The sequence below is a fragment of the Peribacillus sp. NPDC056705 genome (assembly GCF_043656335.1).
The window spans coordinates 37048-50499 of the sequence record NZ_JBHTYI010000032.1; the positions used below are offsets into that span (position 1 = coordinate 37048).

Genomic DNA, 13452 nt, shown 5'->3' on the forward strand with positions numbered 1-13452 from the left:
TTTTCAATAATGCCAGAGTATTTGGAACCCACAAGTACACTTTAGGTTTAGGAGGAAAGCCGATGAAGAAGAAGGACCAAGTAGTTTCATGGTCGAAACAGAGGAATATTGCAACGATTATTATTGATAATCCACCAGTTAATGTATTAAGCGCAGATGTTATAGAACAATTGAATCTTGTGGTGGATGAAATTGAAAGCGATTACAACGTTAAGGTCATTATACTTACCGGTGAAGGAGAAAGAGCTTTTGTTGCTGGAGGAGACATTAAAGATTTTCCAGCATGGATTGGAAAAGGAGTGGAAGAAGGAAAGGGGAAATCACTTTGGCTTCAGGAACCACTTAATAAAATTGAACGGTTATCAAGACCAACTATTGCTGCAATCAACGGATTAGCACTAGGTGGAGGATGTGAACTTGCTTTAAGTTGTGATATTCGAATTGCGGAGGAACATATTAGGATTGGGCTCCCTGAAGTTAAATTGGGATTGTTTCCAGGTGCAGGGGGAACTCAAAGACTTCCTAGACTGATAGGTAAGGCCAAAGCAAAAGAAATGATCTTTACTGGAGAGCCACTGAATGCAGAAGATGCCAAACAAATAGGGCTTGTTAATCATGTTGTGCCAAAGGGTGAATCTTTAGAAAAAGCAATGGAAATTGCAAAATGTATTTGCAATTATTCTTTCCAATCTTTAACTTTTGCAAAGCATTCTATTGATTTTGGTTATGAACAAACACTTGAAGATGGACTTGTGATTGAAGCTGAAAATTTTGGTCATGTTTTTCAGACTAGAGACGTAAAGGAAGGAGTTGAAGCCTTTATCAATAAAAGGGAGCCAAACTTCATTGATCAGTAAGCCTCATGACCAAACCAGTGGCAAGTCCGATTTTTGAAAAAGATCCTGATGCCGTGATCGTAAAAATGGCAGATTCTAAAGTAACTCATCTTTGTTAATATACAAAGTCGTTTAAGGATTCACTCGGGAAATTAATTAGGGTTCTTTACTAAATGTGCACTGGAAAACTGTCCTATCATGCCCAATAAGTCTTGGGGAAAAGCATTCAAACCAGCAACAAATGATAACATATATATTTGGAGAAAAAGGGGGAAGTCGAATTGGATGTAATGATCATTATTATTTCACTAGGATTACTTATGTTTCTAGCATATCGAGGATTTTCTGTTATACTTTTTGCACCATTGTGCGCTTTGTTTGCTGTATTTTTAACGGATCCTGGACATGTTTTACCTTTCTTCTCTAATATATTCATGGTTAAGTTGGTTGAATTTGTTAAATTATATTTCCCGGTTTTTCTGCTAGGTGCTATTTTTGGGAAACTGGTAGAAATAAGCGGTGTAGCAAAGAGCATAGCAAAAATAATTGTCCGATTTATCGGGGCTAAACAAGCCATTCTAGCCATTGTGATAATGGGCGCAATCCTGACATATAGCGGCGTTAGTTTGTTTGTTGCAGTGTTTGCCATCTATCCATTTGCTGCTCAGCTATTTCGCGAGGCTAATATTCCAAAGCGATTAATTCCTGCGACAATCGCAGTTAGTGCATTTACCTTTTCCATGGATTCACTTCCAGGATCTCCACAAATTCAGAATGTCATTCCAACTGGTTTCTTTAAAACAGACATTTATGCTGCACCGACATTGGGGATTATTGGGGCAATATTTATCATTTCCTTAAGCCTATTATACTTAAATCATTGTCGACATAAGGCAGCTAGAAATGGTGAAGGGTATTTTGGAATTGGCGATAAAGCTATTGATAAGGAAGCTGCCGAAGCAGAATTGGCAGCCAGTTCTGCAATATCATTGGAAACGACTAATAAGTTCGGAATGGATTCTGAAAAAGCTCTAAGTAGAAAAGACTGGCTTGCTTTTATTCCGTTGGTGCTAGTCGGAGTGATGAATAAGTTTTTTACTGAGTCTTTTCCTCTTTGGTATGCCAAAGGATTCGATTTTGCCACGATTGGATTAAAAGATTATGGTATTGTCGATATGTCTAAAGTTATTGGTGTCTGGTCTGTGGAGATGGCTCTTATTCTCGGGATAATGGCAATCGTCTTATTAAATTTTAAAGCTGTCAAATTAAATTTCAATTCGAGTATTAATATTGGCATTAGTGGGGCATTGCTAGCAACCATGAATACGGCAACCGAATATGGCTTTGGGGGTGTGATTGCAGCTTTACCCGGCTTTTCTGTGGTACAAGATTATCTCACTGGAATGTTTTCGAATCCTTTAATTAATGGGGCGATCATGACAAATGTTTTGTGTGGCATTACTGGATCAGGATCTGGTGGGATGAGCATTACGTTGAGCTTAATGGCGGATACGTATATACAAACTGCTGCTCATTTTGACATTCCGTTGGAAGTTTTACATCGTGTCATTTCTATGTCAGCAGGTGGATTTGATACTTTGCCACATAACGGAGCTATAATAACTCTTTTAGCTGTTACGGGACTCACACATCGCCAGGCATATAAAGACATTTTTGTTATTACCATTATAAAGACACTTGCTGTATTCTTTGTAATTGGTATATTCAGCTTGTTTGCCATCGTTTAACCATTTCCCGTTGAACATAGGAAAAAACATTTCTATTTCTTGCTTTACCCGCTTTTTATATGGAATAATACGTCTCCTAAATGAAAAAAGTTTTTATTCGTGTTGATTTTAAGGAATATCACTAAATTATATAGTCTTCAGTATTTAATATCTGAATATTCAGACTTGTAATTCGATCACAAATAAAGGAGATGAAATAATGTTTAATAAATATTTCCATCAATATGAAATCGGAGAAACATGGATGTCGAAAGGACGTACTATAACCGAGGCTGATTTAGTAATGTTTTCTGCATTTAGCGGTGACTGGTTTCCCCTCCATACTGATAAAGAGTATGCAGCAAATACACAATTTAAGCAACGGATAGCCCACGGAATGCTTATACTTTCGGTTGCAACCGGCTTATTTCATTTTGAACCGGGAATCGTTGTTGCATTTTACGGCTTGGAGAAAGTTCGATTTATAAACCCTACCTTTATTGGGGACACGATACATGTAGAATTAAAGGTGATTGACCTTTTTGAAAAGGGCTATCAAGGTGTTGTAACAGTCATCCAGGAAATAAAAAAACAAAACGGAGAAACTGTAGCCATAGCCAACATGAAAATAATGGTCAATTCTGATGCCAATGTAAAAATATAGTAGTCAATTAAGGTAAAACAAGCTTTGGACTGCTTATGGATGGAGAGGAATTCGGTGTGAAAGTATTACCCCAAAAGAAATAATACGTCCTTTCTCATTTTTCAGATTAAGGCAAGCCTATTGACTGGCTTGCCTTCTTTAATGCTCTCCAGCTTTTTTAGTTTTTTTAGACATGAAATAAACTTAAAACGTATCCGAGCTAAAATAATAGGAGAAATCGCACTGAAGATTCCTCTTTTCATTGACCTGCAACCGCTAGGAGACCAACAGACTGGTAGCCTTATAAAGGCAGGATAAAAATGCCACAGGTTTGGAAGCCAATGAATGATTAGTTTAGCCATGCTCTTTACAATTGCAAAAGATTGTTCGAACGATACATGCTGCTGCCTTGGCGGAAAATAACTTTCAGTACTTAAATAGCAAGATTTTATATGAAGTCCATAACAATGTTTGTCATAATAAGAAAGTAGGAAGGGGGAATATCATGCTTCGTTTATACGGGGCTTTAATCGGTCTTAGTTTGATATGGGGTTTATCGTTCGTTTTCATGAAATGGCTGCTCCCGCCAGCGGGCATTTGGGGGATTGTGTTTCTCCGCTGTTTGGCGGGTGCTGTTGTTCTGCTTCCCATTTTATGGTGGAAGCGCAGTGAAATCAACTGGAAATTACCATGGACAGCGCTGGTCGTTGTCGGAATCTTCAATTGCGGATTAGCATGGGGTTTAATAGCTTTAAGTGAAACAGAGATTAACAGCAGCACGGCATCGATTCTTAATGCAACCACCCCGATCTGGACGGGGATCATTGGATTTATCATTTTTTCTTATGTTTTAACCGCCCGACAATGGATGGGCATTCTTATCGGTTTTTTGGGAATTTTAGTATTGATGGATTTTCAAGTCGGTCAGCTTTTCGGCAAGGAGTTCATTGGAATTGGTACAATGCTGCTAGCGTCCACCTGTTATGGGTTTGCCGGCCAATATACGAAAAGATTTCTTTCCAGTACAAGCATATTGGTCATTACTGCATTTACGCTGCTCACGGGTGCCATTATCGGTTTGATCGGGATGCTTATAACAGGGCCGATTAATCCAGTGATGTTGATGGACCCGCTAACGATTTTCTCCATAATCGGTCTTGGGTGCTTTGGCTCTGGGATCGGCCAGCTGATCTATTTCTACATCAATAAAAATGGCAGCCCAGAGCTAGCCGCAACGGTTACATACCTTATTCCTGCAAGCGCTATGGTTTGGGGCTATGTCCTGCTTGGAGAAGCGATTAATCCTCATGTAATTATTGGCCTGCTGATCATTTTCGCAGGGGTTTATCTTTCTTCCAAGAAGTCAAAAGAAAACGATGGTGCTGACTCTTCATCCGGAAAACAAGGGGAATTGCATCATGTAAAATAAGGAACCAAACCGAAATAGCCCTCCAAGGTTTTCTCTTTACCTGGGGGGCTTTCGTATTGAATCAATTTAGCAAGAAAAGTGATTGATCGTCATTGCTGCGACTTATACCTATAGATAGTAACCCATATTCGGAATGGCATTTGCTTTAGAAAGGATATTCTGTTTCCATAATTCTTTCGAAAGATATATAGAAATAAATGAAAATTCACAGAGGTTATTTCGACTTTGAGATATATTAATTTGAGATAAGTTGTTGACAGTGAATTTTATTCATGATAAATTATCTTTAAGTAAAGATATATTAATTCAAGATAATAAAAATTATGTAAAATCTTTTCCAACCCCTTTAATGAATAGCCACTCTTCTTGAAGGGAAAATATAGCGGATTAATTCAAATGTTGAACATCCAAAAATTGATCGTTTTAATGGGAGGAATAATTTATGAATGGATTAAAAGGTATTCACCATGTCACGGCCATAACTAGTAGTGCAGAAAAGAACTATGAATTTTTCACAAATATATTAGGCATGCGTTTAGTCAAGAAAACAGTTAACCAAGATGATATCCAAACCTATCACCTGTTTTTTGCCGACGATGTTGGCGGTCCAGGTACTGACATGACATTCTTTGATTTTCCTGGTATTCCCAAAGGAGTGCATGGGACAAATGAGATTTCAAAAACATCCTTCCGTGTACCGAATGATGCGGCATTGGAGTATTGGGTTAAGCGGTTCGACCGTTTAGAAGTAAGTAATAAAGGAATTCAGGAACAGTTTGGTAAAAAGACCATTTCATTTGTGGATTTTGATGATCAGCAATATCAATTGATTTCCGATGAAAACAATAAAGGGGTTGCAGCGGGGATTCCTTGGCAAAAAGGACCGATTCCCCTCGAATATGCCATTACAGGATTAGGGCCAATTTTCATTCGGATCGCCAACTTCGATTATTTTAAAGAAATGATGGAAAAGGTACTATTATTCAATGAAATAGACAAGGAAGGATCATTTCACCTATTTGAAGTAGGGGAAGGTGGGAATGGTGCACAAGTGATTGTTGAGCATAATTCGATCCTTCCTCAGGCACGGCAGGGTTTTGGGACTGTTCACCATACAGCCTTCCGTGTTGAAGACCGTTCCGTTCTGGAAGAATGGATCAAACGAATGGAAAGCTTCCAATTTCATACGTCCGGTTATGTTGATCGTCACTTTTTTGAGTCGCTTTATGTACGGGTGGCGCCGCAAATATTATTCGAATTTGCCACGGATGGTCCAGGATTCATGGGGGATGAGCCGTATGAAACGCTCGGGGAAAAGTTATCTTTACCACCGTTCTTGGAACCGAAAAGGGATCAAATCGAAAAGTTGGTCCGTCCCATTGAAACAGTAAGAAGCACAAAGGAATTCATTAAAGAATAACCATTAGCGAATGATATATTGGTTTATGCCCATACTAAAACAGGTAGAAATGAAAAATGGAATAATCATTTGAAATAGAAAACATGCTCTGGAGGAATGAATCATGACAAAAGATTTTTACACGGCTATTAAAGAAAGACGATCATATTATGGAATCAATAAAGAGATCCAAGTATCGGATGAGAAAATTAAAGAGATTGTTGAATTTGCGGTAAAACACACGCCATCGGCTTTTAATTCCCAATCTTCCCGCCTTGTTGTTTTGACTGGCTCGGCCCATGATAAATTATGGGATATTACGACGCAAGCTTTAAGGAAAGCGGTTGGTGAGGGAGATTTCTCTGGCACCCAACAAAAAATGGATTCCTTTAAAGCGGGATATGGGTCAATATTATTCTTTGAAGATGAATCTGTTGTGAAATCACTTCAAGAACAATTTGCAACGTATGCGGATAACTTCCCAATCTGGTCACAACAAACATCAGGCATGCATCAATTAGTTGTTTGGACAGCACTTGAAGCAGAAGGATTGGGAGCAACTTTACAGCATTATAATCCACTAATTGATGATGATGTGAAAAAAGAATGGGATGTTCCGAGTAATTGGAAACTGATTGCGCAAATGCCATTTGGAAATCCAGCAGCTCAACCAGGTGATAAAGAATTCAAACCACTTGAGGATCGTATAAAATTTTATAAATGAGTGAGATGCTAAAAATTTCTACAGAGAGCCAACCCTGATTGGCTCTTTTTTTCGTTGTTCCGCGATATCTTGACAATGACTATGTCATATTATATATTTATGTCAGTAGATACTGACATGAGATTGATGATAGAGGGTATTTAAATGAATGGTAATAGAAAACAAGACACTTCTGATAAAATTATGATCGCTGCCATAGACCTTATGGCAGAAAGAGGATACAATGGCGTGTCCACCCAAGAAATAGCTGATGCGGCGGGTTTAAGCGAAAAGACGCTATTTCGCCATTTCGGCAGCAAACAAAACCTTCTTGAAACCGCGTTTGACCGATTTCATTATGCTGAAGAGATGAGAAGCCTTTTTGAGGGGAAACTCGTTTTTGATTTGTCCCAGGACTTGTTTCTGATCAGTCGAAAGTATCATGAAATTATGAACCATAACCGAAAACTGATCCAAATTGGAATGAAAGAGCAAGCTAATTTGCCAAGTTTACACGAAAAAATGCAAAAGCATCCCCAACAATTATTGATGATCTTATCCAATTATTTAAGGGGTATGTCGGAAAAAGGAAAAGTCATTCGGTCCAATCCTGAATTGCAAGCCTTATCATTTATGATGATGCATTTTGGTGCATATATGAACGAGATAGAATCCAATGCAGACTTTCCAAGCATATCACTGGATGATTTTATCAAAGAGAGTGTCACCATATTCACTAGGGCTTTAACCCCTTAGTATTTTCATAAGATATACTTATATTAAAATCATTTTCCGAGTGCTTTTCTGCAAAAGTAGGAGATTTTACATAGGCGGGTCAAACTTTATAAAAAACAAAGCAACAGGCAATCTTTTAGTTAAGAGGGTCTGTTGCTTTGCTGTTTCCTGTCTTGGCAAGAAGGATGGCGTGTTTTCATTCATTCCTCCAACGTCTGTGGTGTGATGTTTTCCATCTTCATTAAAATAAATCCACTCCAGGCAAACATTAAGGATGCAATGTAAAAGATGCTGCCGATCGTTAAAAAGTCGACTAAATATCCGGTTGCAATCACCGCAGCTGCAGCACCGATGGATGTCCAAACATGGTAGTTTCCAATTTCCTCACCCGCTGTTTTCTTCGTAACATATCTTGCAAGCACCGTTTTTTCTGTATTTTTTTGTACTGCCCCAAATACCCCCATAATGATTTGCAGGAGATAGACATGCCAAATTTCATATGCGAGAGGAAAGGCAAGAAGGATTAGTGCCATCCCCCATGAATAGATAAGGAGAAATGCTTTGTCACCGGCTTTGTCAGTGAATTTTCCGATTACAGGATAGCTAAGTGCTGCAGTCAGTGAGAATATTCCATATGCCCACCCGAATTGTGAATAACTGGTGCCTACATTTTTGATTAGCAAAATATAAAAAGGGAAAATCATGCTTGCAGCCATTCCCACAGTGCCTTGGTAAAAAACGAAACATTTATAATTCATGGATGATACTCCTCATAGAAAAGATTCATGAAGCGATTATCAGGATCATATTTCTTTTTTAATTGAAAGAATTCCTCAGTATGCGGATACGCTTCAAATAATTGTGTCTTGGTTGGATACCCATAATAGGGCAAATAGTAGCTGCCGTTATGGTCAAGCGTCACATCTATCATGTTTCGGATGACCCTTTCCGTATTTGCCTTACTTTCGTTATCCGTCCCTTGATTGATGAGCATTACAAGAGCGAACATATCATCCTTGGCATAGGACATGAGTGATTCATCGTTATGCTCCACATAACGAATTGTAATATTTAATAAGTTAAAATCTTTTTCATCAGATAAGGTTTTTCTTAAATCATCGATATAATCAGCAAATTGATCAATCGGAACGAAGTATTCTTGCAGCACTTCAGTTTTGGTGGGGTTGCTGTAATCCATAAAGGCAGAGTCCGACCGCATCACATTATTCCTCGAAACCAAGTTACCATCAATATTGGCCGTGTAGGTTTTTTGAGTTTCCCAAAACCTTACTTTACCCCGGTCATTATAACGTGAGAGACCTAGAAAGAATTTAGGCACGGCAATGATTGTTTCCCGTTTGAGAGTATTGTAGTTAGATAGCTGTGTTTGGTCATTTGCTCTATAATAATCCGTTACATACATTTCATCCAAATAGGAGCCAGGGGCCACAGATATTCTTGCAAGATGCATTTTAACATCATCGTTTTGAAGAACTTCTCTTTTAAAGTACGAAGTATATTCATCATAATGGAGTGATTTAGTTTTAATTTTATAAAGTTCGTCATCGGTAAGGTGGAGTGTTACATCTAGTATTACTCCAAATAAACCATACCCGCCAATAACCAAATGGAAGAGCTCCGAATTTTCTTCGCGGCTCACTGTAAGGATTTGGCCTTTTGAGTTAAGCAACCTAAAAGATTCCACGGTTTCTATCAAGGCATGATGACGGATATCGCGTCCATGGACATTAACGCTCAAAGAACCCCCGATGGTAAAAATGTTTTGAGATTGACTGACCTTCAGTGCAAGTCCATATGGGTTGATATATTCCTGAAGAGCAGCCCAGGTTGCTCCGCTTTGGACCGTGATTCGTTTTTCTTTTACATCCAAATCAAGTATTTTATCATAGTGCTTCATATCGAGCAGGATCCCATTTGGATATAATGTTTGACCTCCTTGGCTATGTTGCATTCCGGCAATGGAAATGGGATCATCGTTTTTTTCGGCATCCAAAACGACCATTTTGATTGCTTTTTCACTATCTTCTGCCTTTATCGCTTTCATTTTAACTGGCATCAGACGGCTGATATCTTCTGCAATAGGGTGGTGAAGCTTGAAATTAAAAGCCTGCAGTGATAATCCAAATAATAGTGCATATAGGATGATAAAGAAAAATTGTTTCATGATATCTGGCTTTCGACTCCTCGTTTAATATGTCTGACACTCAATTGAAATAATGCAAATGTATGAACTTATAGATTAATGGAGTTACCCTGACCATACAGTGTGTTTGAAAATGAATCTTTTTGATTTATGTATTAGTTCTTAGTTTTTCAGCCCATCAATGATTGTTTTAGTTAGCGGTATGAATAGCGATTCCAAGCTTGTTCTGAGTTATTTAATCCCCAATGATAGATGATCCCCATCAGACTAAGGGTGATAAGTTGTGAAATGTCTTTTCTCCCAAAGCTATTTCTTTCTGTGTTCAATCATAATAACCTCCACATGATAATTGACAGAATATTCCTGCGTGGTTTAATATCAGACTACAGTCTAGTTAAATGATTGGTGGTCTATTTAATCTAACGTAGATCATCAATAATCACAACGCTTTCTTAATTTCATTTCGTATAATTGGAAAGCGCTTACAAAGATGTTGTTTGATTCAGTATATGTAAAACGGAGGGAAGTGGTATAAGGATAAATTGATGGTTCTAGGAATTCGGGATGCAGGAATAGAGATGTGAGGTAACGGATTGTTTTGTGGGAGATAGTAGCATGAAAAGGGAGGTAATAATCATGAATCATTCCAGTGGTGAAATAGAGAAAAGAACGATCAGTAAAACGATGAAACGCATTCTTCCATTTATCTTGCTCCTTTACATCATTGCTTACTTGGACAGGGTCAATTTAGGCTATGCTGCTTTACAAATGAATGCAGAATTAGCCTTATCCGCTGAAGTTTTTGGATTGCTTTCTGGCATTTTTTTTATAGGTTATTTCTTCTTTGAAGTTCCAAGCAACATGATCATGCATAAAGTGGGAGCTCGGATATGGATTGCCCGCATAATGATTTCGTGGGGACTCGTGGTAATATTGACAGGTTTTGCGCAAACAACTATGCACTTATATATTCTCCGTTTTTTATTAGGTGTCGCCGAAGCTGGTTTTTTTCCGGGTATAATTTTGTATTTAACATATTGGTTTAGGGCCCGCGAAAGGGGAAGGGCCACAGCGGTTTTGCTTTTAGCCCTGCCGATTGGCGGATTGATTGGTGCGCCTGCATCGACATGGATTCTTGACAATATCTCCTGGTTGGGTATGGCAGGGTGGAGATGGATGTTCATCCTTGAAGGCATTCCGGCCATTATTATTGGATTCATTGTTGTTTTCTATTTAACTAATAGACCGGCCAACGCTAAATGGTTGTCTAAGGAAGAACGTGATTGGCTTGAAGGGGAATTGAGTGCGGAAAGAAAAGTTAGCTCGAGTATAAATAAAGTTACTAAGCTTGATATGCTGAAAGATACGAAAATCTGGAAGTTGGCCCTTTTTTATTTCGCAGGGTACACATCAATCTATGGATTATCATTCTGGATGCCAACCATCATAAAATCTTTATCGGAAAATGCCACAACGAATTTGGAAATTGGGTGGTTAGCGATGATTCCATCGTTAGTCGGTATACCTGCCATTATGTTTGTAGGCTGGAATTCAGATCGGACCAATGAACATAAATCACACTTGCTCGTTTGCCTCATGATAGCAGTTGTCGGATTTATCGGGTGCGGTTTTTCAAATAGTGTCTTTATGATGGTGCTTATGTTAACGATTACATCATTCGGGTTATACGGGTTCACTGGATGTTTCTTTGCCTATATGACATTTTTCTTCACTGAGTCCACTGCGCCAGTTGGAATAGCCATAGTCAATTCATTTGCGGCTTTAGGCGGTTTTGTAGGACCGATGATTCTCGGAACCGTGGCATTCACTCAAGGGATGTTTATTTTATCCGGATTACTTGTGATGGGTGTCATCACCCTATTATCATTAAAATTGACAAGTGCTTCAGATGAAAACATCGTAAAAGAAGTTGAAGTCAATAATGAATTTTAAAGGTCGTAAAAGTATGGAAGATTAAAAGTGACTATAAACGAAACATCATTGGAAATCATAAGGTTTCCATGATGTTTTTTATATTTTCATATAGGAAGTACATATATATGGGATGAAAATACCGGTTGAGCAAGTCAAAATTCAATCTAAATCGAAGGTTCTGCCCAATAAGGCTTGTTTGTGGTTTTCGGCGGGATTAGAATGGAGATGAGATATAAGTGCGTTCGAAAAGATAAGGGAGTCCTTTTCTTTTCATGTACTGACTTCAATTTATTCATTACAGGAATAACAGCGGAAATGAGGTGATGATGTGGAAATTCATTTGGTGGCGAAAGATGAGATTGAGGCTCAAGGAATTCGTTGGATAGTGGAGTCCCACCTAACGGGAGTTAGACTGATCTTATGGAAAACGATTGAAGAATTTGAAAAGGGCATGCGCAATCAGCAACCGGAATTCGTTATTTTGGATATGGATATTTGGACGGATGAAAGTGAGGCAATGGGTGTTTCGTTAAAGCGGAGGGGAATTCGATGGTTAGGGATTTCCTCTGAGCGAATCTTTCAAACGGCTTATCGAGCCTTACGCTTTCGTGCTGAAGATGTTTTATTCCGTCCTTTTTCTTCGGCGGATTTGGTAAAACATATCCAACAATTGCGTTTTCAATTGAGAAATGGCCCAGTTCTTTCGACAAACACAATAGATGATGGGCATGCTCTGGATATTGGATATCCGGATTTCTTCTTGACAGACCGGGGGCATGAAAGTCGAATAACCATGGTCGCTTTTTTGACACCTGATAACAGGACCCTTCCTTTAGTTTATGATGAACTGCAACGATATTCTTTTACTGGGAAGAATCAAATCTTCGCTTTATCGGATTTTATTTTATGTGTCCAGGAAATAAAGGAAAATGAGGTATATAAGGAAGAGTACCAAGCGTTCCTTGCTCATTGGAAAGAAAGAATGGATGAGCCCCTTGCCATCATAATAAAAGCGGCAACTGCAAATGAGTCTTTAAAAAGGATGTATCAGCAAACACGTGAATTTACGAGACAAATCTTTTTCGATGGATATGATATCATTTTAGCCGAAAGTCAACAGACTTCTCCTCAAGAGATGGACCCATTCCTCACTCCTCTTGAACAAAGACTTTGGATAGAAATGCTCGAAAGGCGGGATGCGAAAGCCATTAGGAACTGGATTGAGCGTGAATTCCTTACTTTTGAACGACCATACCCCGACCCGGAAATCGTTCGTATCCGCCTTACAAGTGTACTCGCACAGATTCGTAGGCATATGAAATCATACAACTTGCAAAATGCTTCTCTAGAAGCAATATACTATGATGTATTTCAGCAAATTGTACATAAACCTGTCATCCATCAAATAGTAAAAGAGCTGCATGCGTTCACCACCCATATGCTTCTGCAGGATCATGGACGATTACAGGAAGGGGCACGCACACTTAGCGAAAAAGCAAGGGAGCTGATTGAGTCCAACTATTGGGACGCCCAGTGGAATCTAGCGAGTTGTGCAGATACTCTGCGTATCAATAAAAGCACACTCAGCCGTCGTTTTGCGGCAGAATCCGGCGAGTCTTTTCGAAATACTCTGCATCAAGTTCGAATTAGGGAAGCTAAACGTTTATTAAAGGAAACGGATTTATCATTGGAGGAAATCTCACAATTAGCCGGCTATTCACATCAAACTTATTTCAATGCCAAATTCAAACTGCTTGAAGAGTGTACACCATCAGCATATCGGTCTGGATTATAAAAAAGGACGATTCAATAAATGAATCGTCCTTTTTTATTTATTTCATAATCATGTAATTATTGAAATTATTCATAAAAAAATAAAGT

General features: G+C 38.6%; 11 protein-coding genes. 9 read left to right on the forward strand and 2 right to left on the reverse strand.

The window, feature by feature from the left end; translation table 11 throughout:
• Window positions 1–62 precede the first annotated feature (62 nt).
• The 7 genes from ACFRAK_RS23540 (at window position 63) to ACFRAK_RS23570 (ending at window position 7493) form a co-directional block, all read left to right on the forward strand.
• Window positions 63–857, forward strand: coding sequence for an enoyl-CoA hydratase/isomerase family protein (locus tag ACFRAK_RS23540; RefSeq protein ID WP_394572604.1), 795 nt, complete (start codon window positions 63–65; stop codon window positions 855–857).
• Window positions 858–1117: 260 nt separating this feature from the next.
• Window positions 1118–2584: a GntP family permease gene (locus ACFRAK_RS23545; RefSeq protein WP_387595687.1), complete on the forward strand. Its 1467-nt coding sequence runs from the start codon at window positions 1118–1120 to the stop codon at window positions 2582–2584.
• A gap of 199 nt (window positions 2585–2783) precedes the next feature.
• Window positions 2784–3227, forward strand: coding sequence for a MaoC/PaaZ C-terminal domain-containing protein (locus ACFRAK_RS23550; protein WP_260287967.1), 444 nt, complete (start codon window positions 2784–2786; stop codon window positions 3225–3227).
• A 484-nt stretch (window positions 3228–3711) separates the two neighbouring features.
• The gene (locus ACFRAK_RS23555; protein WP_387595692.1) at window positions 3712–4635 is read left to right on the forward strand and encodes a DMT family transporter; all 924 of its coding nucleotides are present in this window, start codon (window positions 3712–3714) and stop codon (window positions 4633–4635) included.
• 442 nt (window positions 4636–5077) lie between these two features.
• Entirely contained in the window at window positions 5078–6055 is a 978-nt protein-coding gene (locus tag ACFRAK_RS23560) for a ring-cleaving dioxygenase (RefSeq protein WP_387707812.1), read from the forward strand.
• A 103-nt stretch (window positions 6056–6158) separates the two neighbouring features.
• Window positions 6159–6758, forward strand: a complete 600-nt coding sequence (locus tag ACFRAK_RS23565; protein WP_260287964.1) for a nitroreductase family protein — start codon at window positions 6159–6161, stop codon at window positions 6756–6758.
• A gap of 144 nt (window positions 6759–6902) precedes the next feature.
• Window positions 6903–7493 carry a TetR/AcrR family transcriptional regulator gene (locus ACFRAK_RS23570; protein WP_394572605.1) on the forward strand — a complete coding sequence of 197 codons (591 nt, stop codon included), beginning with the start codon at window positions 6903–6905 and terminating at the stop codon, window positions 7491–7493.
• 179 nt (window positions 7494–7672) lie between these two features.
• Here ACFRAK_RS23570 and ACFRAK_RS23575 read toward each other — a convergent pair whose 3' ends face one another.
• Complete coding sequence (locus tag ACFRAK_RS23575; RefSeq protein ID WP_394572606.1) at window positions 7673–8230, reverse strand: MFS transporter; 558 nt, start codon at window positions 8228–8230, stop codon at window positions 7673–7675.
• Window positions 8227–9657 (reverse strand): FAD-binding protein, encoded by a 1431-nt coding sequence (locus ACFRAK_RS23580; RefSeq protein ID WP_394572607.1) that lies wholly within the window; start codon window positions 9655–9657, stop codon window positions 8227–8229. Before ACFRAK_RS23580 ends, ACFRAK_RS23575 begins: the two co-directional genes overlap by 4 nt.
• A 615-nt stretch (window positions 9658–10272) precedes the next feature.
• On the opposite strand from ACFRAK_RS23580, the gene ACFRAK_RS23585 reads away from it, so the two are divergent.
• Window positions 10273–11589: an MFS transporter gene (locus tag ACFRAK_RS23585; RefSeq protein WP_394572608.1), complete on the forward strand. Its 1317-nt coding sequence runs from the start codon at window positions 10273–10275 to the stop codon at window positions 11587–11589.
• 310 nt (window positions 11590–11899) lie between these two features.
• The gene (locus ACFRAK_RS23590; protein ID WP_394572609.1) at window positions 11900–13366 is read left to right on the forward strand and encodes a helix-turn-helix transcriptional regulator; all 1467 of its coding nucleotides are present in this window, start codon (window positions 11900–11902) and stop codon (window positions 13364–13366) included.
• Window positions 13367–13452 lie beyond the last annotated feature (86 nt).